The organism is Paucibacter sp. TC2R-5, from assembly GCF_025717605.1.
In the GTDB taxonomy this organism is placed as follows: domain Bacteria; phylum Pseudomonadota; class Gammaproteobacteria; order Burkholderiales; family Burkholderiaceae_C; genus Paucibacter_A; species Paucibacter_A albus.
Genome location: NZ_JAJIRQ010000007.1, coordinates 200565 through 222542 on the forward strand (window position 1 = coordinate 200565; position 21978 = coordinate 222542).

Here is a 21978-nt window from a genome sequence, read left to right on the forward strand (position 1 = left end):
GCTTCAGCTCTTCTTTCTCTTGACTTCACCGGCCTGCGTCATCAGGCAGGCGCTAACGATGTCGTCATCCATCGGGACCTGGAACACGCCTTCTTTGCTGATCACCAGCTTCAAGAAATCCAGGATATTGCGGGCATACAGTGCCGACGCATCGGCCGCCACCAGGGCCGGCAGATTGGTCTCACCGACCAGCGTCACGCCATGCTTGATGACGGTTCTGCCGGCTTCGGTGAGCGGGCAGTTGCCCCCATTGGCTGCGGCCAGGTCGACGATCACCGAGCCCGGCTTCATGCTCTTGACCATCTCCTCGCTGACCAGCACCGGTGCGGCGCGGCCGGGGATCAAGGCCGTGGTGATCACCACATCGGCCTGCGCCACCCGCTTGGCGACTTCGGCCCGCTGGCGGTCCAGCCAGCTCTGCGGCATCGCTTTGGCGTAACCGCCCACGCCGACGGCGGCCTCTTTCTCCTCGTCGGTGTCGTAAGACACATCGATGAACTTGGCGCCCAACGATTCAACTTGTTCCTTGACGGCGGGCCGCACATCCGAAGCCTCGATCACCGCGCCCAGGCGCTTGGCCGTGGCAATCGCTTGCAAGCCCGCCACGCCGACGCCCAGGACGACGACGCGCGCTGCCTTGACCGTGCCGGCCGCCGTCATCAGCATCGGGAAAAAGCGCTGATAGCGATCGGCTGCAATCATCACCGCCTTGTAGCCGGCGATATTGGCTTGGCTGGACAGCACGTCCATGCTCTGCGCCCGCGAGGTACGCGGTGCCGCTTCCAAAGCGAAGCTGGTCAGGCCGGCCGCCGCCAGCGCTTGCAGACCGTCGGCGTCAAAGGGGTTGAGCATGCCGACCAGGGCAGCGCCCGATTTGACCAGCGCTAACTCCTCGGTCGATGGGCTGCGCACCTTCAGCAGCAAATCGGCAGCGAAAGCCGCAGCGCGGTCGACGATCTCGGCGCCTGCGGCCTGGTAGGCCTCGTCAAGGACGCTGGCGCCCAGGCCAGCGCCGCTCTCGACGCGCAAGGTATGACCCTGGGCCTTCAACTTCTTGGCGGTCTCGGGCGTGATGGCCACGCGCGTTTCCCCGACTGCGCTCTCGCGCGGAACACCTATCAGCATGAATTTTCCCCTCCAGAGCCCGCACCGGGCACTCACCGGGTGCTAAGCCGTGCGGAGCTTACACAATAGATGCTCTTGATGACACCCGGACATGCCTGGGTACAACGGAGTTAGAGATGTCCACCAAGAATGAGCGTTGGAAGCCGGCGGTGACGGTCGCGGCGGTTATAGAGCAAGGCGGCCGCTATTTGCTGGTCGAAGAAGAAACGCCCGAAGGCCTGCAGTTGAACAACCCGGCCGGGCATCTGGATCCGGGCGAATCACCGCTGGAGGGCGTGGTGCGCGAGGCGCTGGAAGAAACCGCCCGCGACTTTGTGCCCGAGTCCTTGCTGGGCCTCTATATGGCGCGCTTTGTACGCGGCAAGCTCGGCGAGGATGTCACCTATATTCGGCTGGCTTTCAGCGGCAGCGTGGGCGAGGTGATCCAAGGCCGCACGCTGGATCACGGCATCCATCGCACGCTGTGGATGACGGTGGACGAGATTCGCGCCAGCGCCACTCGCCACCGCAGCCCCTTGGTGCTGCGCTGCATAGAAGATCACTTGGCCGGCAAGCGATTGCCCTTGGATGCCATTCATATTGACCCCTCGCTCTACTCACCGCTGATCAAGGGCTGACAGCTTGCGGGACAATCGCCCACATGACTCAGAAGCAAAGAATCGTCGTCGGTCTCTCAGGCGGGGTGGACTCCGCCGTCACCGCCTATCTGCTCAAACAGCAGGGCCATGAGGTGATCGGCATCTTCATGAAGAACTGGGAAGACGACGACAGCGATGACGAAAACGGCAAATACTGTTCGTCGAACATCGACTTCGTCGACGCGGCGGCCGTGGCCGATGTGATCGGCATCGAGATCGAGCATGTCAACTTCGCTGCCGACTACAAAGACCGCGTCTTTGCGACCTTTTTGCGCGAATACGAGGCCGGCCGCACGCCTAACCCCGACATCCTGTGCAATGCCGAGATCAAGTTCAAGGCCTTTTTGGACCATGCGATGCGGCTGGGCGCGGAGAAAATTGCAACGGGTCACTACGCCAGGGTTCGCGAGTTGAATGGGCAAGTGCAGTTGCTCAAAGGCGTCGACAACAGCAAGGATCAAAGCTATTTCCTGCACCGCCTGAACCAGGCTCAATTGGCCAAGACGCTGTTCCCGGTCGGCGAGTTGCACAAGACCGAGGTGAGGCGCATCGCCGACGAGATCAAACTGCCCAACGCCCGCAAAAAGGATTCGACCGGCATCTGCTTCATCGGCGAGCGGCCGTTCCGGGAGTTCTTGAATCGCTACCTGGCCCATCAACCCGGCCCCATCAAGGACGAGCGCGGCCGCAAGATTGGCGAGCATGTGGGTCTGTCTTTCTACACCTTGGGCCAGCGCCAGGGTTTGGGCATCGGCGGGCTGAAAGACAAGGGTGCGCCGCGCGGTGGCGGCGACCATGAGCCCTGGTTTGTGGCCAAAAAAGACATGGCCAACAACACGCTGTATGCCGTGCAAGGCCATCAACACCCTTGGCTGCTCAGCCACACGCTGACCGCCGACGACATCAGTTGGACCAGCGCGCAGCCCCCCGGTCGCGGCCACGTCGCCGCCAAGACCCGCTACCGGCAAAGCGATGCAGCCTGCGAGTTCATGCCGTCAAACCCCGATGCGGCACATTTCAAGCTGCAGTTCGAGCAGGCGCAGTGGGCGGTCACGCCAGGCCAGAGCGCGGTGCTCTACGACGGCGAGGTTTGCCTGGGCGGCGGCGTGATTGCGCAAGTCATCGCCCAGCCATGACCAAGGACACGGGGCAAGCTCGCCGTCCTGTGTCAACCTTGCGCCCTTTTGCAGAAATCGGCCCCCACTTGAATACCTTTGACCGCTTGCTCGCGCGCTTCGCCCAGCCCAGCGTGGCGCTGCGCGTCGCCGTATTGGCTGTCTGCTTACTGGAGCTGGCCGCCACGGTTGCGGCCCTGCTGGGCTTTCAAACCGATGCCTATGACGGCGCGGTTGCCGCCTTGTATATGCGCTTGGGCGGCGCCAGCAATGATGCGCTGCTGCTGATCGGCTGCTTTTTCTTGGTGCTCTTGTTCGCCTGGGCCTACTGGTGCTTGGCCCGCGACGCCAGCGCCGACCAGCCGCCCCGCCATGCTTTGGCGCGGCTGATTGTGGTCAATCTTTTAGCCATCAGCGTGACGCCTGGCTTGCCGTTTTTGGTCACCGCCCTGGCGGCGGTCTTGCTGCGCGCCCGCCCGGCTTTCTTGTTTGCCCTGGCGCAAATTGCCATCAACCTGGCCCTTTACCGCTTGCTGCCGCTGCCCGCCTTGGTACAGCCTGACAGCGCCGTACCCGCTTGGTTGGACAGTTTGGGCCTGCTGATGGCGATGGTGGCCCTGCACGGCATGGCTTTTGGCCTGGGCCGCATGGTGGCCGCCGAGGCCGAAAAGCGCCGTTGGTTGCAGGTGATGTTGGCCGAGCGCCTGAGCGGCGAGCAGTTGCAGGCCGAACAGCTGCGCTATAGCGAGCGGGCCATGATGGCGCGCGAGTTGCACGATGTGGTCGGCCATCACCTGACGGCCTTGAACCTGCAGCTGCAACTGGGCAGCGCCTTGCTGCAGCGCCACGACACGGGTGGCGCGCTGCTGGCGGTAGACAAGGCGCGCGAGAACGCCGCCGGCCTGCTGGCCGATGTGCGCGACGCAGTGTCCCAGCAGCGCAGCGCGCCGCGCATCGACCTCACGACCGCGCTGCAAGCGCTGGCCGAAGGCATCGCCAGCACCCGCATCGAACTCGACATCGCCCCGGCCGCGCGCGACCTTGGCCCGCGCGTGGCCCATGCGCTCTTGCGCTGCGTGCAGGAGGCCGTCACCAACAGCGTGCGGCACGCCCGCGCCGCCACGGTGCGCATCAGCCTGAGTTTGCAAGCCGACCTCACACCAGGTGAAGAAAACCCGGAGGTATGCGTCAGCATCGACGATGATGGCCGCGGCGCGCCGCAGCACAAAGCCGGCAACGGCCTGCAAGGCATGAACGAACGAATGCAAGAATTGGGCGGACGGATGGACGTGACCCGCAGCAGCCCCGGCTTCAGAATTGAGCTGCGCTGCCCACGCGACCCCAAGATGAATCCCTCGTCCTGAGCGCAGGCGACTCCTTGAATTTACTGGAAGGACGGTATGAGTAAACCGCTGATCAAACTCTTGCTGGTCGAAGACCAGCAGCTCGTGCGCGAGGCGCTCAAAGGGCTGTTGGCCCTGAGCGACGAAATCCGCATCGTCGGCGAGGCCAGCGACGGCGCCGAGGCGCTGGACATGATCGCCGCCCAAGGGCTGGAGCAAACGCCCGACATCGTGCTGTCGGACATGCGCATGCCCAGGCTGGACGGGCTGGGCCTGATCCGTGCGCTGGCGGCGCGCGGGCTCAACATCCCCGTCGTCTTGCTGACCACCTTTGACGACGCCGGTATTTTTGACGAAGCGGTGCGCTCCGGCGCGCGCGGCTTTTTGCTCAAGGCCATCAGCCCCGACACCTTGCTGGCTTCGCTGCGCGAGGTGATGAACGGCGGCACCGCGCTGCGGCCCTCGCTGACGGCACGCATGGAGCGGCCGGTCGCGGCGGCCGAGCGCTCTTTTGTCGCGACAGAGCAGCCCGACCCGCTGTCACCGAAGGAGTTGCAAGTGCTGCGCCTGGTGGCCAGCGGGCGCAGCAATACCGAGATCGCCGCGCTGCTGGGCAATAGCGAGGGCGTGATCAAGAACCACTGCTCCTCGGTGTTCTCCAAGATGGGTGTGCGCGACCGCACGCAAGCGGTGCTGCGCGCAATTGACCTGGGCTGGATTTAGAACCTAGCCTCACTCGCTGATGCTGCGGCCCAGATTCAGCACCCAGTAATTCCCATATTTGCCGGGCCCGCTAGCGCAAGCCAGCGCGACGTCTCGAAAGTCGGCCTGCATGATGTTTTCGCAATGCTTGGTGCTGACGATCCAGGTCTGCAGCACTTCGTCCAGGCTCTCTTGGCCTGCGGCCAGGTTTTCGCCCACACGGTAGGCCAGGTAGCCGCTTGCACGCAGCCGCTCCCGCAGCGTGCGGCCATTGGTCGACCGGTGGTTGAGCTGCTCGCCCTGCGCCAGCTCGGTCGCATGGCTTTGTGCCGCCTGCGCCAGCCGGCCCTCCCAGCGCAGCGGGCCGGCCGGCCCAAAGTCCTGCGACCCACAGCTGCGAGGCTGGGCTCGAAAAGCGTTCAGATCTTGTATCACTTGCTCGACCGGAACCTTGTTTTGGCAGCCGAGCTCAGCCTCTTGACCACAGGCCGGCGTAGCCCCAAGAGCCACAAGCAGCGCAAACAAAGTTCTCGAAAACATGGACGGGGCAAACAGGGCTGGTGCGGTAGAGCGCGAATCCTAACCGCCCATCCGCCAAAGTCGCCACTCGCGCCGGCCCGAGGCCTTTCATCTCTTGGCACAGCAAAACCCCGGCGCGCATGGCAAGATCCGCTCCGTTCATTCAAATTGAGACATCACTCCCACTATGGCTGACGCAACTTCCGCATCTTTGGGTCAATTGAAGATTGACCGCCAGGCGCCTACGGCCAAGAGCAAGCGGCCACGCAAGACCTGGCCCTGGGTCTTGGGCGGCGCCCTGGCCTTGGGCGCGACGGCGATGTTCTTGATGCCGTCCAAGCCCGAAGTCCAAGCCAGCACCGTGCTGCAGAGCTACCCCTCGCAGCAATACCTGCAGCTGACGGCCTCCGGCTACGTGGTCGCGCAACGCCGCGCGGCCGTGGCCTCCAAGGGCAGCGGCCGACTGATCGAGCTGAATGTGCGCGAGGGCAGCCTGCTCAAAAAGGGCGATCTGATCGCGCGCCTCGACGCCAGCGATGTGCAAGCCTCGATTGGCACGGCCTTGGCCGGCGTGCGCCAGGCCGAAGCGGGCCTGCGCCAAGCGCAGGCGCAGGCACAACAAGCCGGCGTTGAACTCGGCAATGCCGAGGCCGAAATGCAGCGCAGCAAAAGCTTGCAGGCTCAGGGCTTTGTCTCGGCTCAAGCACTGGACGCCAACCAGCGCCGGCTTGACGCCGCCCGCGCCGGCGTGGCCGCAGCACAGGCCAGCGTGGGTCAGGCGCAGGCCAGCCAGGGCCAGGCGCAGGCCTTGCTGGCGGTGCAAAACGTCGCTCGTGACTACACCGAGATCCGCGCGCCTTTTGACGGCGTGGTGCTGAACAAGAACGCCAATGTCGGCGACATGATCACGCCCTTCTCCAATGCCTCTGGCTCGCAAGGCGCGGTCGTCACCATGGCCGACCTGAGCACGCTAGAGGTCGAGGCCGATGTGTCCGAAGGCAGCCTCGCCAAAGCGACCAAAGGCCAGCCGGTCGAGATCACGCTGGACGCGCTGCCCGACATGCGCTTCACCGGCCAGGTTGCCGGCATTGTGCCGACGGTGGACCGCGCCAAGGCCACGGTGATGACCAAGATCCGCTTCGACAAACTCGACCCGCGCATCCTGCCCGAGATGAGCGCCAAGGTCAGCTTTCTGTCCAAGGCACCGAAACCGGCCGAGCAGCAGCCGGTCTTGGCCGTCAACCCCAAGACCTTGCTGGACAAAGACGGCAAGCAATGGCTGCTGCGCATCAAGCGCGACGGTGACAAAGAGTTGCTTGAGGCGGTCGAGGTCAAGGTCGGCCGCAAGCTCGGCGATGTGGTGGAAGTGACAGGCGCCGTCAAATCGGGCGACCGGATTGTGCTGGCGCCCAGCGCCAAGCTCAAAGACGGCGGCCAAGTGACGCTGGCGGCGAAGTAAAGCGCCATGAGTGCAGACCAAGAAGCGCTGATCCGCATCCGCGACCTGTCCAAGTCTTATCAACGCGGTGGACAAGAGATTCCCGTCCTGCTGGACATACAGCTTGACGTGGTGGCCGGTGACTTTGTCGCCTTGATGGGCCCGAGCGGCTCGGGCAAAAGCACCTTGCTGAATTTGATCGCCGGCATTGACCAGCCCAGCAGCGGGCGCATCGAGATCGGCGGCATCGACATTGCCACGCTCAGCGAGGGCCAATTGGCCAACTGGCGCGCCGCCCATGTCGGCTTCATCTTTCAGTTCTACAACCTGCTGCCGGTCTTAACCGCCTTCGAAAACGTCGAGCTGCCTTTGCTGCTGACCGGGCTCTCGGCCCGGCAGCGCCGTGAGCATGCGCTGGCGGCGCTGGAAATGGTGAAACTGTCCGATCGAATGGATCATTACCCGAACGAACTCTCGGGCGGCCAGCAGCAACGCGTCGCGATTGCCCGCGCGCTCGTCAGTGACCCGACCTTGATCGTCGCCGATGAGCCCACCGGTGACCTCGACCGCGTCACCGGCTCCGAGGTCCTGGACTTACTGCAGCAGCTGAACCGAGATCTGGGCAAGACCATCGTGATGGTCACCCACGACCCCAAAGCAGCAGCAAGGGCGCGCCGCATGGTGCATCTGGAAAAAGGCGTCTTGGTCAGCGAAGCCGAAATGAACGCCCAGGCCTGAAGCCTCAGCAAAAGCCGCCATGTTCATCTTCAAGCTCCTGCTCAAGAACGCTTTTCGCCACAAGCTGCGCACGCTGCTGACCATGGTCGGTCTGGTGGTCGCGATCTGTGCGTTTGGGCTCTTGCGCACCATCATCAGCGCCTGGTATGCCGGCGTCGAAGGTTCAAGCAGCACGCGCCTGGTGACGCGCAGCGCGATCTCCTTGACCTTCCCGCTGCCGATGAACTACGCGCAGCGGCTCAAGGGTGTGGACGGGGTCAGCAGCATTTCCTGGTCAAACTGGTTCGGCGGCGTCTACCTGACCGAGCGCAATTTCTTCCCGCAGTTTGCCGTCGAGCCGGCCAGTTACTTGGCGCTCTACCCGGAGTACCGGCTCAGCGATGCGGAACGGCTGGCCTTTTTGCGCGACCGCCAAGGCGCCATCGTCGGGCGCAAGCTGGCCGATAAATACGGCTGGAAGGTCGGCGACCAGATCCCCATTCGCGGCACCATTTATCCGGGTACCTGGACCTTCACGCTGCGCGGCATCTGGGACGGCGCCGAGGCCAAGACGGACGAAAGCCAGCTGCTGTTTCACTGGGCCTTTCTGAATGAGTCGATCCGCAAGCTGGCACCCAAACGGGCCGATGCGGTGGGCGTCTACATCATCGGCATCAAGGACCCGCAAAACGCTGCGCTGATCTCGCAGCGGGTCGACGCCGGCTTCAAGAACTCGCTGGCCGAAACGCTGACCGAAACCGAGTCGGCCTTCCAGCTCAGCTTTGTGTCGATGAGCGAGGCGATTTTGCTGGCGATCGAAGCGGTCAGCTACATCATCGTCGTCATCATCATGGCGGTGATGGCCAACACCATGACCATGACCGCCCGCGAACGCCTGGCCGAATACGCCACGCTCAAGGCCTTGGGCTTCGCGCCCAGCTTTGTCGTCAAGCTCTTGTTCGGTGAGAGTCTTTTGATCGCGCTGCTAGGTGGCCTAGCCGGTTTGTTGCTGACGCTGCCGCTGGCGGCAGGCTTCGGCAAAGCCATAGGCACGCTGCTGCCGGCCTTTCATGTCTCGGGCCTAACGATGAGCTTGCAGATGCTGGCGGCCTTGGTCGTCGGCGCGGTGGCTGCGGCCTGGCCGGCTTGGAAAATGAGCCGAATTGATATTGTTCAAGGGCTGAGGCACGTCGCGTGAAACAGATTCCCCTCAGTTACATCGCCCGCAACCTTTGGGTGCGCCGTGTCACCACGCTGCTGACGGCCGGCGGCATGGCCTTGGTCGTCTATGTGTTCGCCACCGTCTTGATGATGAGCGAAGGCATACGCGCGACCCTGGTCGCCACCGGCCAGCCCGACAACGTGATTGCCCTGCGCAAGGGCGCGGGCGCCGAGATCAATAGCGGCATCGACCGCATCCAGGCCAGCATTCTCGAAAGCCTGCCCGGCATCGCCACCGACGCCGCCGGCCAGCCGCTGATCACCAAGGAGCCGGTGGTGCTGAACAATTTACCTAAGCGCGGCAGCGGCAAACCCAGCAATGTGACCGTGCGGGGCACCAGCGAGCGCGGCCTGCAACTGCGCCCGCAGGTGCAAATGATAGAAGGCCGCATGTTCAGACCCGGCACCTCGGAGATCGTCACCGGCAAAGCGATTGCGCAGGGCTTTCAAGGCGCGGGCTTGGGCGAGACGTTGCGCTTCGCCGGCCGCGACTGGACGGTGGTCGGCGTGTTCGACGCCGGCCGCACCGGCTTTGACTCCGAAATTTGGGGCGATGCCGAGCAAATGCTGCAGGCCTTCCGGCGCGGCGCCTTCTCCAGCGTGGTGTTCAGACTCGCCGACGCGAGCCAGTTCGAGGCCATCAAGGCCAAGCTCGCCGACGACCCGCGCCTGACAGTCGAGCTCAAACGCGAGGCGGTGTTTTATGCCGAACAGAGTGAGGCGCTGGCCAAGTTCATCAGCATCCTCGGCACGGCGCTGTCGGTGATTTTCTCGGTCGGCGCCATCGTCGGCGCGATGATCACGATGTTCGCGGCGGTGGCCTCGCGCGTCGGTGAGATCGGCACCTTGCGGGCCTTGGGCTTCCAGCGCGGCGCGGTGCTCTTGGCCTTTATGCTGGAGTCGCTGCTCTTGGCCTTGGTTGGCGGCTTGATTGGACTCGCCGCCGCCTCGCTGATGCAAACGGTCAATATCTCGACCACCAATTTCCAGACCTTCTCGGAGCTGGCCTTTCAGTTCAAGCTAACCCCAGCCATCGTCTGGCAAACGCTGCTGTTCTCCCTGTTCATGGGCTTTGTCGGCGGCTTCATCCCGGCCTGGGGGGCGGCGCGGATGAAGATAGTGGATTGCTTACGGGCTGCTTGAATTGACCTCGGGCAGTGCGCCGCCCAGCGTCGAAGACACACTTGTGAGCACTTGCGATCAATACGAATCAAGGCCTGCGTTTACCTAGCGCAACATCCCAGCACCTTGCACAACTACGCTTTCGGGCGAGTCAGTCTGACGTTTCCGCTTGGTGGGCCAATTTGCGAGCACATCTGCCGGCGGCCTGGCCGAAAACTATTACCTTTTCAGCAAGTGCGAAGACTTCATGGCCATCAAGACGGTGCCCTGGCACCAATACAAGCGCATCTATCGCAGTTTCCATACCACATGAAAAAGCCAGGGTTGCCGCAACAAACCCTGGCTTCAGACCACTCGGCAAACGCCGCAAATCACGGCCCTAGTAAAGGGCGAAAGATTAGCCTTGGCGGCGACGCGCGCGCAGCGAAGCAGCTAGCAGCATCAGGCCAAGACCCAGTTGGGCATAGGTAGAAGGCTCTGGTACTGCCATAGCCAAACCACTCATCTTGTAAATCGCAGCGGTGTCGACGCTATAGGCCTTGTCAGCAAGTGCATCGATGTTGGTATTCCAGCCCAGCGCATCAAAAGCTGCGATGTCATTGCGGCTGACGCTGCCGGCCGTGCAAGGCGACATGGTCGGATCCATGATGCCGATCGCGCGCGTGCTCTGAATACATGCGCCACCCGAATCCGGATCAACGAACGCGACGTTGTCTTTCCAATGGGAGGCTTGTTGACCGTCGCCGGTATAACGACCCGTCGAGAAAGTGGCCGCTTCCTGATTGCTGGCATCGCCAATGCTGAAGACATTATTGCCGTCGACCGAGAAGAAGGCTGCGCGGTTGGCCGACCACTGCAGCGTTGCGTGCTTACCGTCCGGATCAAGTGCGTTGCCATAACGGAACAGATCCAAGGTGCTGCCAATGGCCCAATCTGTAATGTTTTTGGTGCCAAAATCGCCATTTTCGAAAGCGGAGGCATAAGGCCCCTTGCCATGTGTCACCAGGTCAAATGTATCGACACCGCTCACAAAACCCAGCGCATGACCGAGTTCGTGAACAGCCACCGAAGTAAAGTCATAGCTGCCAGCAGTAACGCCATTCGTGGGGTCAAAGTCGAAGGCAAACTGGTTGCTGAAAGTAATGCTGGCATCGTATTTTGACAGCGGAGCGACCTTGGAAGTCAAACCCAGCGCCTTGATTACCGACTGGTTGACGTCTAGGTAATTGTTGATGTTCAGGTTGCCGCTGCGCAAGGTCGTGATGTTGTCTGCAACGCCAATTTTGTTGGCCACGTCATAGAACTGATTGGTGCGCATACTCACGCCGCCGCCCGCATTCAACTTGGACAGATTAGCCACGGCAATAGCATCCAGTGCGGTCGTTCCTGTTGCGGCCAAGCCAGCGTATACGTCAGCGGTCGAGACGACGCGGCTTTCGCTGCCAGCTTGACCCAGCACGCCGGGATTCAATGCTTTGAAGCCAATTTCGATATTGACGGTGACGTTGTTGGTTAACGTCTGGTTCCAGTAATTGGCAGCCTTCTGGAACGCAAACAATGCTGCGGCACCATTCGGCGAGCTCGAGAAGCTGTTGCTGCTGTCAATCAACACGATGTTGGCGGCGCCAGCAGGCAACACACATGCAGCGGCGGCTGCTGCTGCCACCAAATTAAGGAAGTGAGTCTTTTTCATGCTTTCTCCAATCCTTTGAGCTTGAGCGCCGAACATTCAGGCGATTTATCAACTTATCGATCTAATGAGATACCGAACAAACTTCAGCGAGCCTTCTATGCCAACTGAGGCAATTGAGTCCGGCAGTGGTTTGAATCGCGTCCGAGGCCTACTCCTCCGACGTGACTAAGCATAGACAAATTATTGGGCCGAGACATAAGGACATCCCCCTCCCCCTTATTCAAAGGGAGTAATTACCCGAACATTCGAACCTGCATTGCTTCGTCGGCGAGCCCAAGGCATCAGTTGGACAGAACGTCGAGCAGGAGATCCACATGAACGTGACGCAGGCATTTTCCGCAGATCAGCAGTGAGCCTCAGCGCTTCGTCGAATACAAAACTGCGCCAGCGGCAGCTTCAGCAGCCCCTTGCACCTGGACACAGATGGCCGCTTTGTGGTGGCCGGTCAATTCATTCAACACCAGCCCGGGCCCGATCTTGCCGACGCTAACCCCGCAGCTGCCGGAGCCACCAAGGGTGCCGACAACAAGGCCCGCTACGCGGGCGAAGTCAAACCCGATGGCTTGAGCATGACCCTGTCCATTCAGACTGCCCGCGCCGCAGCACCAGAGATCTTCAGCTTGCGCAAAGGCGTCAAGATCAAACTGATTCGCTGCCTTTAAGGGCCGGCCCGGGCCGCGTCCGGCTGAGCAAGAACCCCAAGCTCCAGGCCAGCAAAAAACCACCGAACATCGCCCAGACTGCCCAAGCCTCATGGCCATGGGCATGACTCATGGCCAGCCACAGCGCGGCCAACTTGATCAGCAGCCAAAACAGGCGAGCGACCAAGTCCAGCAGGCTTTCGGGGTGCGGATCTTGATGACCATGCGCTGACACGTGCGCGGAGCCAGGCGTGGGCGCGGTCGCATCGATGCGCGCAATCAGCAGGCCAAAGGCGACTCCCGCCGTCAAACAGGCGAGCCAGGATTCGCCGTGCAGCAGGGTCAAGCCTAGAAGCGCCGCGCCGCTGCCCCAGGCCAGGATATAGACCCAGAAACGCCGGCCACTCGCGCCCCCTTCCTGCCTATCTTCCTCGCCATGCTCGGTTTCCAAATAGCCCTCATGTGCAGACAGAAAACTATCCGCCGCCGCCGACAGAATCATCCCGGCTGTGCCCAGCACGACGCCGAATTCAGCCAGGCGTGCCGTCGTCATCACCCAAGCCAAGGGCAGGATCAAAGCGCCGCCTAAAAAGCAGAGGTAGTAGAAGGAGCGGCGAGCAAAAGAATGGCGGCTGCGCACGATGGCGGCCCAGACTGCTGCGAAATACAGGCCCGACAACAAGCCCACCAAGACCTCGATCACCAACTCCGCCACCTTGGGCGGCTCAAACAAGGGCGCCAGCTCGGTCGCAGCGACCCAGGCATGCAGGCCGACGCCATAGAAGGACTCACTTTGCCCGCGCAGCAGGAATTGGTCTCCAGTGCCCCATTTGCCACCCAACAAGACCAGGCGCCCGGCCAAGGCCTCGGGTTTGAGCAGCGCTTGGCTGAAATTCAGGCTTTCGACCGCAGCCGGGCGAATCACGCGCAGCTCTGGGCCATGGGCCGAGACGCGTGCGCCAAGACAGGCCGCATGCCAGTCCTTGGCCTCGCCGCGCTGGGCCTGTATGGGCTCACGGCTCAGCTCGGCCGCCGCCACACCCAAGGGGGTCAGGCCTTGCCCGCGGTCGAAGTAGAGGCCGTTCTCGCTCAGATCCGGCGAAGCGAATTGAACCTCGCTGCCAAACAGCGCCAGCCAATCTTGATCCAAAGCGCCGGGGTCGCCGCCCGTATAGCCTTGCGGGCAGACCATCACCAGCTGGGTCAGGCGCGAAAGTCTTTGCAAGCTGTCAAACAAGCGGCGCCGCGCCGGCCATTCATCCGGTGCGGCCGGCGACAAGTCGAGATCGATCGCCAGCACCTTGGGCGGCGCGCTCTGCAGCGCATCGAACAGCTCGCGCAGCTTGTCGGGGTCGAGCGGCGAGCGCTGCTGAAAGATATTGCGATGCTCGGCATCGTCAATGCCGATGACCGAAATGCAGTCCAAGGTTCGGCCCGCGCACACAGGCGGCAGCTTGTCTGCATGACCCAGCCGCGCCAGCAAGCTCATCTGCACATTGGCGTCGACGAACTCGCGCACGCCGGTCTCGAAAGGCTTCAGGCAAAACGCGACGATGGCCGACATCAGCACCGCATTGAGGATGCGCGCGCCCCAGAGCGACCAGAACTCGTCGGGTACGCGCAAAAGCAACAAAAAGCCGCTTAGGCGCTGCTGTAAACGACCCGTCAGGCCTGCAGGAGAAGATTTCATCTTGATAAGCCGGTTCAATGGCGGCACTATGCCATCAAGCCGTCATAACTTGCGGTTACGCGTCAAGATCAACGTGACATTCCGTCAGCCGTCTGCAACATCAGGATTCCCGCATGCATCGTCATCAGTCTCGTCTGCCTATCGCACAAGTTCGACGGGCCGCCAGGCTGACGCCGGCTCTCTTGTTAGTCGGTTTGTTCGCCACCTTGTTGGCCGGTTGCTTGGCGACCGTGAGCACGGCTGTCAACGACATGGGTCAAACCTTGAGCGACGCGGTGGCGCCCAAGATCACCTTTTTGCTGCCGCCCAAGAACGCCGACGCAGGCAGCCTGAGGTCGGTGTTGATTCTGTCGGACGGCAATGAAGTCTCGGCCCATATCGCGATGGATCTGGAAAGCGCGATGAGCAAGCTGCGCATCGCGGAGCGGCCGTTTTACAGCAAGGTGCAGATGGGCGGCCGCATCAACGGCACACCGTCTGACGCGCAGTTGGCCGAGCTGGCCGCCAAGGCCGGTGCCGAGGCCTTGGTCCTGGTAAGCGGCGGCGTCAGCGAAGTACGCAGCAGCAACTCGACCGAAGAGCGCAGCACCTGCGCGGTGCAGACCAAATTCTTGAAAGCCTGCCCGAAGGAGCAAGTACGCAGCACACGCGTCACTTGCATAGAGACGCGCGGCCTGGCTGCTGCCCGCATCAAGGTGTTCCGCAGCAGCGACAAGCGCAGCATCTTCACCGACAGCGTCGGCGGCGAGAGCGCGCAACGCCTGTGCTCCGACGAGACCAATGTGGCACGTGTCGACCCCAAGCAATTGACCGCCAATGCAGTGCAGAACACCGGCGCCAATGTGATGCGGGTGCTGGCGCCGTCCTATGAGCTGCGGCCGCTTGACTTGATGAGCGCCGATGCAGGCCTGCCGGCCGCGCAGCGCAAGGACTTTGACGCGGCGGTCAAGTTCGCCGAGGCCAAGCGCATGGACGAAGCCTGCCGGCGTTTCGAGGAGCTTTACCTCGATCACAAGGAGTCCCCGGCGCTGACCTTCAACAACGCTTTTTGCGCCGAAGTTCGCGGCGACCTGCTGCGCGCCTCTCAGGGCTACCGGCGTGCGTCGGAGTTGATCAATGCGCCTAACTCGCAAATAGACCGGCGCATTGCCATCACCGAAAAAGCCATCCGCGAGAACCCGGTCGCCTTCATGCCGGCCGATCTGGCCGGCACGCAGCTGAGCAAAGCGCCCGCCATCAAGGGCGACGGCCGGCGCGTCGCCTTGGTGATCGGCAACGCACGTTATCAACGCAGCGCGCTGGTCAACCCGGTCAACGATGCCCGCTTGGTGGGCGACAAACTGACCCGCATCGGCTTTGATGTGCTGACCCTAGAGAACGTCGATTCGGCCCGCTTTGCCACCGCGACACGCGACTTCGCCAAGCGCGCCAAGGGTGCCGACATCGCGCTGTTCTATTACGCCGGCCACGCCATCCAGGCCGACGGCGAGAACTTCCTGATGCCGGTGGACAACGCCAAGATGCGCTCGATCGACGATGTGCGCGATCAAGGCAGCGTGCAGCTGGCCGACATCGTGGCCCAGCTCGAAGTGGCCGCTCCGGCCGTCAAGCTCTTGGTCATCGACGCTTGCCGCGACAACCCGCTGCCGGCCACCAGCCGCAGCTTGGCCGGCGGCGGCCTGGCCGACATCAAGCAAGTACCACAGGGCGGCCTGATCGCGTTTGCCACCTCCCCCGGCAGCACGGCCGAGGACGGGACTGCCCGCAACAGCGTCTTCAGCAAGCATTTCGCCGCGCAGCTCAGTGTGCCTAACCAAAGTATTGAGCAGACTTTCAAAAAGGTCCGCGAAGCCGTCAAGGCGGAGACCAAGAACAAGCAGGTGCCCATGGAAAAGAGCGATTTGACCGGTGACGTTTTCCTGGTGCGTGCCAAATGAAGCGGGTGAACAATCGCCGCCTGCTGGCCAGCCTGTTCTTGAGTCTGCCGGCGCTGGCCAGCGCCTCGGCCTGCTTGTACAAGGGCGCGGACGCGACGGCGCGTGTCATCAACCGCTCCGGCGAAATCACCACACCCTTCCCCGAGCCGCTGTCATCGCCCGACTGCCGCCGCCTGCGCGTCGCCACCGGCGAGGTGGCGGTGTATGCCTTGGCTGCCTCCCAAGCCGCGCCCGAGATGCGCCGCGTCAGCAGCGGCGCCTTGATCGTCGGCGCCGGCAACGCACCGACCGATGCCGGTGGCGTGCCGCAGCTGATGCAGCAGATCAAAAGCGTCTTGGACGGCGGTCAGCGCCTGCGCAGCGGCTCCTCGCGCGGCGCCAACGAGGACTACATCCTGACGGCGATTCCGAGCGGACGACTGGCCGAGCCGCTGGCCGACCTCTTGGTGCCGCTGGGCCAGACGGCCGATGCCGATCTGGCCAGCTTCGAGCTCAGTCTGAAGGGCAAAGTTGTGCACCGCCAACAAGGTCCAGCGCAAGAGCTGCGCCTGCCCGCAGCACATCTGAAGCTCGGCAACACGCTGCAATGGACGCTCAACTACGCGGGCCAGCGTCACCAGGGGCAAATCGTGGTCGAGGACCCAGCGCTGCTCGCGCAGCGCAAGCAAGAGTTGCTACAGCTCAGCCAGGCCGAGCCCGACCCGCTGCTGCGCCAGCTGCGCTTGGCCGCTGCACTGGTGGACGAGGGCCAGGTATGGGCCGCACGCGAGATCATTCGCGCCGGTCTGACGCCCTGAAACAAGGGCGCTCAAACCAGAGCGCCCGCAAAAATGAATGCACCCCTGCCGTCACATCAACCGCCGAGGTAATGCCCCACAAGGCCGAGGTCGAATCCGTCACATGGCCACGGAACAAAGCGCCACCGCTATCGCCCCCTTGCACATAGGGGGCCGCATTGCCAGGGCTGACCGCCTGCAGGTAATTGACGGTCGCGAGGTCATTGATACTGTTGTCTGTGACGTCCAACTGGGGGATGAAATCCACCATCTGCGTAAACCCATAGCCACGAGGGCTGTGGTTCTCGCCGCTGACGATGGTGGCATCCTGCCCTGAATACCAAGAACCCACAGGAGCCGGCGCCAGACTATCGGCCCACAAATCCAGCTGCGGGCCTGCGATCGAAGATGTCAGCCGCAAAAGCGCCAGATCATCCGACAGCTGGACGCCGTTGCCCGCGTTGTAACGCGCCGCCACCACACTGTTGCCCAAGCCGTTGCTGAAGCTCGACCCAATGCCCAGTCCGACATGGCGCGCCGTCAACACCCAGTTCGGCGCAAGCCCCCTATAGCGTGGGACTGTGAATTTGCACAAGGCCCGCAAATTGATTGAACTCAAGAACGATCGCTGCCCGGTCAGCATTTGGGTCTGCAATGAAAAAAGGGCTCCCTGTTATGGAAGCCCTTCGTCGAACTCAAGCCAGTGAAGCATGCCCTGAGCCGGCTTCGAGCCGACTCAGGTGTGACTTATGGTTTGCAGCTGTAAACCATCACATCGTCCAGGAACCAACCGATGGCGCCGCCGCAGCCGTCGTTCGCTGCTTCAAAGCGCAGCTTGACCTTGGCGCCAGTCGTCACGCCAGACAGCGCCGAAAGGTTGACGATCGAGCGACCCCATGACCCAGCCAACTGACCGCCGTCTGTGCCCGAGAAGCCCGGCTCTCCGGCCAAGGGGCTGTCGCTGCCATCAGCCGGACTTAACATTGCGGCCATGTTGTACGGGTTGTAGATAAAGGCCGATGCGGGGACCACTGTCCATGCGCCACCATTCACGCTGTACTTGATATTGCCGCCGTCGTAGCCGGCTTCTGTCGCTACATAGTGATCGAAGCTGAGCTTTGCACCGTTGGCAGGGACCGTCACTTCCGGGCTCTCCAGGCGCTGCAAGCCTGCCTGGTTATCGCCGACCGCACATTTACCAATGTTTGCGTCGGCAGCAAAGAGCGCAGACCCGGCGCGCCCGCCCAGCAGATTATTGACAACCTTCCAGGTACGCGGCGTGAACTCTGGGTTGTTGCCGGCATAGCTGACCAACCAATTGGCACCGCCGCGACGGCCGCCCTCAAAGTTGTCCGACAGCAGCGAGGAAGGATTGCCGCTTGGGCACAGCGCCGGCGGTGTCTTGGCCAGCATCGGACCGTAACCGCATTGCTCAACTGGCTTACGCAACTCGACGGCCAAGGCCATCTTCTCGACTTGCGCGCAATCCGCTGCACTGATCACTTCGCCCGACACGGCGCCGGTCTTCAGGTGGTTCAGGCTCTTGCCGGTCAGGTCGCTGCACGACATCTTCAAAGCATCGGCATGGTCGGCAAAACTGCTGACCGGATTTTGATAGATGTTCTGTGCGCGGAAGTAGATATGCGCCGCCTTGGTCAGGCCGATACCGTTCACGGTTTGGCCGTTGTAAGTGCCGCCATCCACCAACAAGGCGTAGCCATGGTTTGGCACGCCGGAGTTGTTGTGCACACCGCCCCAGTCACCGGCTTGGGTGTTCGGCGCGCAAGAGTATTGAGCGTCGGAAACTTTGCCTGGGTTGCCATAGCAAGTTGGGGTGTACATATCACGCAGCGCGCCAACCAGACCCACAGCAGTCGAGTCTTCGCCAACCAACCAGCTGACAGAGTTGTCACTGCCGGGTCCGCGGGCCAGCGTGGCGCTTACGCCATTGACCAATTGGGCTTTGATGGCCGTACCGTCGTTTTGAGACACCGTCAGCGAGGGGATCGTGATGGTGGCGTCGTCCCCGGTAAAGTTGGGAGCAACTGTGGCACCTTGGTTGTTACCAATAATGACACCGATAGCCCCTGCGTTTTGCGCATTCTTGACCTTGATGCTTGCGGCGCAGGTGCCGCGATCGATATAGGCGATCTTGCCGGTCAGTGAGCCGGCGACAAGGTCGACTCCACCAGAAAAGCCCGAACCGCATGCCGACACAATAGCATTTCCAGCATTAGCATTAACCAATCCGACTTGTACGCCAACCACGCTACCGGGCTGATTGAACACTTGCGGGCCGAATGTCGTCGTACCAGTCAATTTGACGCCAGCAACTGCCGCCGGTGCAGCGATAGAGACTTGCGCGACCTTTGTAGAAGCCGTACAAGCTCCCGCTGTACGCGCCGAGTTTGGTGCATCGCCGCCGCGTCCATTGATGCGGTCAACCGTTTCACCCCAGATGTCCGAATAGGCTTCATTGAGGGCGCCCGACTGATACGCGTAAATCAGCCCATGGGTGTACTGGGTATAGGCATGCGCCCACTCGTGCGCGGTCACGTCGTCGGTGGTAATCCCTGGGCAGAACGAGATCAAGGTGCCATTCCAAGAGGCGTTCGGGCACGCACCAGCACCGCCACGGTTGAACACGGCGTGCATGGTGGCGCCATTGCCGTCAAAGGAATCACGGCCGAAGGCGTTCTTGAAAAACTTGTAAGTATCCTCGGAGGCATAGATCATATTGTCGGCCTCGGTGTTCTGCGTCGGTAGTTGATCGCCCTCCTTCCAGAACGGATTGTTTGGATAGTTAGGGCCAGGCGTTGCTACACCAGCGCCGTCATAGGCGCGGCGATTCATAGCGTCGTGAATGCCGGTGATGCGCTCGACCAACTTGCCGGTGTGCGCGTCAACAAAAACGAACTCACGCACGTCCACGCCGTTGCCTACTTCAACCTGCCACACCAGGTAGTTGGCGCCAACGACACCCTTGGCCAGGCCATCGCGGAAGACCATCAGCTCCGGCTTGCCGGCGGTCAACTTCTTGCCTGCGCGCTCGGCGGAAGCAATAGCCAAGGCCGTTGCGCTGGCCTGCTTGGCTGCTTTCGTGGGTGTCACATTGAGTTCAATGCCTGGGACGAAGGTGCCATTGATGGCAGTCAAATTGTGCCCAGCGTCAAAGTGGGTCTTCAACTCGGCGCCAAAGACTGGCACGCCCTTGTAGAACTGCTTGTGGGTCAAGTGGGTGCCACCCAGACGATCGGATTGAACGCGCGCGGCGCCCAACTCACTCGAAGCATTGCTGATGCCGAACAGGCCGGCATATTCGCTCAAGACCTGAATCGAACTGGCCTCGTTGGCGACCGGTGCGATCGCGCGCAGGCCGGAGGCGGCGCTGAGCTTGGATGCGGGCGCCACGCGGACAAACCGGGCCGCCCCAGTGGCTGTGTGAATCGCTACTTCGGTACCGTTGCCGGTGTTGGCGGTAAGGCGAGCAATGGCTTCGTTTTGCCCCTTCAAGCTGGTTTGAGCCTGGGCGGACATGGCCATGCCGACGGCAAGCGTCATCAGCGAAACACGGAATTTGGTTCTGGACATAATGTTTCCTTGTACAGCATCTGTGCTGCACTTCAATGGTTGAGGGCGCAAGCGCCAATAACTACCGGGCCTAGCCCCAGACGAGGAGTACGCCTCTATCCGCTAAAGCCCGTCAACGATCAGATAGAGCGGCGGCGAACCAGCAAAAAGCTAGTCAGGCCGAGTCCCAGCAAAGCCAGGCTGCTTGGCTCGGGAACGGCGCTCACACCCACGGTCAGGTTGTCAATATTGCCGTAGCTCGCCGCACCGGGGCCACTCACGACCAGCGATGTAATGGCAAGGTCCGAAGTGAAACCACGATAGCTGTCGAGCATTGAACTAGGCTGGAAGCTTGTCACCGTGCCGTCGCTCAGAGTTAGCGTCAGCGACAAGCTCTGGATTTGTCCGGCATCGTCAGTGGCGAAGAAGTTGCCACCAACAGCGGTCACATTGGCGCCGCCGAACGTGATCGTCAAAGCCTTGTTGTAGTTGCTGGTGCCCAAGGCTCCACCAGAAGCAAACAGGTCACCAAACGCCGAGACGTCGTAAGAGAAACCCCCAGCGCTGAAATTTACCGGCCCCAAGGGCAGCGAGCCTTGATCGACCGCGTCGAAGTTTTCGGTATAGGCACCCGCGGAGACATGGCCGAGAAACGATGCCGAGGAGGTGTGAACCGTGGTCGTCGCGAACGACGCCGCGGACATGGAAGCCAGCGCGGCGGCCACATAGAGACGGAATTTGGGCTGCATAGAGAAACCTTTGTGGGGGTTGATAGAGAAACACGGTTCGGAATCCTGATCGGACTTCGTAACCGGATGTTTCCATTATTCCTGCCGCTTGAGCACCCCGAGCCTGCGGGAAGGGTATGTCATGAGAGGGGAAATACGGCGGGGAAACTCTCTATGTGCCGCACAAGAAAAATGCGGTTTAATGGATTAAACGAAAGTCGAAACTGATGCGAGCTTTCGTTTCATAACGCGACAAACCAGCGCCACCCAAAGCGGGACGGACAAGCAACGCTGTAGGTCCCAAGAACGGCCATATCCCACGGCCAAAGTCAAAGCAGCAGCAATCAAAGCTAGCTATTTTTTCAAGGCTTTGTTGATGTTGTCTCGGTGCGTAAATTGGCAGTCATCAGCATGACGCCCCTGCCAATGGTCCGTTAGCGCTCTGTGCTTGTGGACTCGCCTCGCCGCAGCTTCAAGGTGAGCACATAGTCACCGGCCGCGATGGGCTTGCCCGACACCGGGTAGGGCGCCAAGCTCAACAGGCGCAATGCATAACCATAGGCATAGGCGGTTTGTGCCGGGCCTTCGGCGGCATTGAGTTCGCGCAACTCCTTTGGCCCAGTCCCTTGTTGCAGCCAGACCCGCACGGTCGCATCACCAGCCCACATGCACTGCTCGCCTTTTGGGCAGCGAGAGTCAGCGCTGACGCCCTCAAAGCCGATGCGCAGGCCAGCCCATTCCGTGGCCGTGCCAGCGCTGCCCTCCAAAGCGTCGGTAGCTTGGACGACTTCACCAGGCCTGAGGCTGAAACTCTGGCCCAGTTCGATCTGCGCTGGGCGGGCCGACTTGTCCATGCTGCAAGCACTCCCGGCCAATGACGCAAAGGCAAGCAAGGCGCTCAAAGTTACAGCGAGTTTCATTGCATAGCTCCTGCCAAACTGATCGAACCCCTCGGTCGGGGCCAAGCCCGAGGCCCGCTTGGAAGGCCCCGCTGTGTCCCTAG

Annotated in this window: 19 protein-coding genes; 11 read left to right on the forward strand and 8 right to left on the reverse strand. The window is 61.8% G+C overall.

The window, feature by feature from the left end; translation table 11 throughout:
- Window positions 1-3 precede the first annotated feature (3 nt).
- Entirely contained in the window at window positions 4-1125 is a 1122-nt protein-coding gene (locus LNV08_RS17200; protein WP_263534960.1) for a Re/Si-specific NAD(P)(+) transhydrogenase subunit alpha, read from the reverse strand.
- Window positions 1126-1241: 116 nt separating this feature from the next.
- Here LNV08_RS17200 and LNV08_RS17205 point away from each other — a divergent pair, with 116 nt between their 5' ends.
- From LNV08_RS17205 to LNV08_RS17220, 4 genes are all read left to right on the forward strand, one after another.
- Window positions 1242-1742, forward strand: a complete 501-nt coding sequence (locus LNV08_RS17205; protein ID WP_263534961.1) for an NUDIX hydrolase — start codon at window positions 1242-1244, stop codon at window positions 1740-1742.
- Window positions 1743-1765: 23 nt separating this feature from the next.
- Entirely contained in the window at window positions 1766-2899 is a 1134-nt protein-coding gene (gene mnmA / locus LNV08_RS17210; RefSeq protein WP_263534962.1) for a tRNA 2-thiouridine(34) synthase MnmA, read from the forward strand.
- 68 nt (window positions 2900-2967) lie between these two features.
- Window positions 2968-4242, forward strand: coding sequence for a sensor histidine kinase (locus LNV08_RS17215; protein ID WP_263534963.1), 1275 nt, complete (start codon window positions 2968-2970; stop codon window positions 4240-4242).
- Window positions 4243-4278: 36 nt separating this feature from the next.
- Window positions 4279-4944, forward strand: a complete 666-nt coding sequence (locus tag LNV08_RS17220; RefSeq protein ID WP_263534964.1) for a response regulator — start codon at window positions 4279-4281, stop codon at window positions 4942-4944.
- A gap of 9 nt (window positions 4945-4953) precedes the next feature.
- On the opposite strand, the gene LNV08_RS17225 is transcribed toward LNV08_RS17220, so the two are convergent.
- Window positions 4954-5463 (reverse strand): CAP domain-containing protein, encoded by a 510-nt coding sequence (locus LNV08_RS17225; RefSeq protein ID WP_263534965.1) that lies wholly within the window; start codon window positions 5461-5463, stop codon window positions 4954-4956.
- A 166-nt stretch (window positions 5464-5629) separates the two neighbouring features.
- On the opposite strand from LNV08_RS17225, the gene LNV08_RS17230 reads away from it, so the two are divergent.
- The 4 genes from LNV08_RS17230 to LNV08_RS17245 are packed head-to-tail and all read left to right on the forward strand — an operon-like array spanning window position 5630 to window position 9961.
- The gene (locus LNV08_RS17230; protein ID WP_263534966.1) at window positions 5630-6901 is read left to right on the forward strand and encodes an efflux RND transporter periplasmic adaptor subunit; all 1272 of its coding nucleotides are present in this window, start codon (window positions 5630-5632) and stop codon (window positions 6899-6901) included.
- Window positions 6902-6907: 6 nt separating this feature from the next.
- Window positions 6908-7618 carry an ABC transporter ATP-binding protein gene (locus tag LNV08_RS17235; protein WP_263534967.1) on the forward strand — a complete coding sequence of 237 codons (711 nt, stop codon included), beginning with the start codon at window positions 6908-6910 and terminating at the stop codon, window positions 7616-7618.
- Between the two features lie 19 nt (window positions 7619-7637).
- Window positions 7638-8795: an ABC transporter permease gene (locus tag LNV08_RS17240; RefSeq protein ID WP_263534968.1), complete on the forward strand. Its 1158-nt coding sequence runs from the start codon at window positions 7638-7640 to the stop codon at window positions 8793-8795.
- On the forward strand, window positions 8792-9961 hold the full coding sequence (locus LNV08_RS17245; RefSeq protein WP_263534969.1) for an ABC transporter permease: 1170 nt from the start codon (window positions 8792-8794) through the stop codon (window positions 9959-9961). The genes LNV08_RS17240 and LNV08_RS17245 overlap by 4 nt, the downstream gene beginning before the upstream one ends.
- 376 nt (window positions 9962-10337) lie before the next feature.
- Here the strand turns inward: LNV08_RS17245 and LNV08_RS17250 are convergent, their stop codons facing one another.
- Window positions 10338-11633 (reverse strand): M10 family metallopeptidase domain-containing protein, encoded by a 1296-nt coding sequence (locus tag LNV08_RS17250; protein ID WP_263534970.1) that lies wholly within the window; start codon window positions 11631-11633, stop codon window positions 10338-10340.
- A gap of 407 nt (window positions 11634-12040) precedes the next feature.
- On the opposite strand from LNV08_RS17250, the gene LNV08_RS17255 reads away from it, so the two are divergent.
- A complete protein-coding gene (locus LNV08_RS17255; protein WP_263534971.1) occupies window positions 12041-12295 on the forward strand; it encodes a hypothetical protein in 255 nt (84 codons plus the stop codon).
- Here the strand turns inward: LNV08_RS17255 and LNV08_RS17260 are convergent.
- Window positions 12273-13964, reverse strand: coding sequence for a CHASE2 domain-containing protein (locus LNV08_RS17260; RefSeq protein ID WP_263534972.1), 1692 nt, complete (start codon window positions 13962-13964; stop codon window positions 12273-12275). The genes LNV08_RS17255 and LNV08_RS17260 overlap by 23 nt on opposite strands.
- Before the next feature lie 113 nt (window positions 13965-14077).
- On the opposite strand from LNV08_RS17260, the gene LNV08_RS17265 reads away from it, so the two are divergent.
- Window positions 14078-15901 (forward strand): caspase family protein, encoded by a 1824-nt coding sequence (locus LNV08_RS17265; protein ID WP_263534973.1) that lies wholly within the window; start codon window positions 14078-14080, stop codon window positions 15899-15901.
- Window positions 15898-16698 (forward strand): hypothetical protein, encoded by an 801-nt coding sequence (locus LNV08_RS17270; protein WP_263534974.1) that lies wholly within the window; start codon window positions 15898-15900, stop codon window positions 16696-16698. Before LNV08_RS17265 ends, LNV08_RS17270 begins: the two co-directional genes overlap by 4 nt.
- Here LNV08_RS17270 and LNV08_RS17275 read toward each other — a convergent pair.
- The 4 genes from LNV08_RS17275 to LNV08_RS17290 form a co-directional block, all read right to left on the reverse strand.
- Window positions 16673-17296, reverse strand: coding sequence for a S1 family peptidase (locus LNV08_RS17275; protein WP_263534975.1), 624 nt, complete (start codon window positions 17294-17296; stop codon window positions 16673-16675). The two genes, LNV08_RS17270 and LNV08_RS17275, sit on opposite strands and share 26 nt — an antisense overlap.
- 128 nt (window positions 17297-17424) lie before the next feature.
- Window positions 17425-20268 (reverse strand): M4 family metallopeptidase, encoded by a 2844-nt coding sequence (locus LNV08_RS17280; RefSeq protein WP_263534976.1) that lies wholly within the window; start codon window positions 20266-20268, stop codon window positions 17425-17427.
- 119 nt (window positions 20269-20387) lie between these two features.
- Entirely contained in the window at window positions 20388-20996 is a 609-nt protein-coding gene (locus LNV08_RS17285) for a PEP-CTERM sorting domain-containing protein (protein WP_263534977.1), read from the reverse strand.
- A 413-nt stretch (window positions 20997-21409) separates the two neighbouring features.
- Window positions 21410-21895: a hypothetical protein gene (locus LNV08_RS17290; protein ID WP_263534978.1), complete on the reverse strand. Its 486-nt coding sequence runs from the start codon at window positions 21893-21895 to the stop codon at window positions 21410-21412.
- Window positions 21896-21978: the final 83 nt, after the last annotated feature.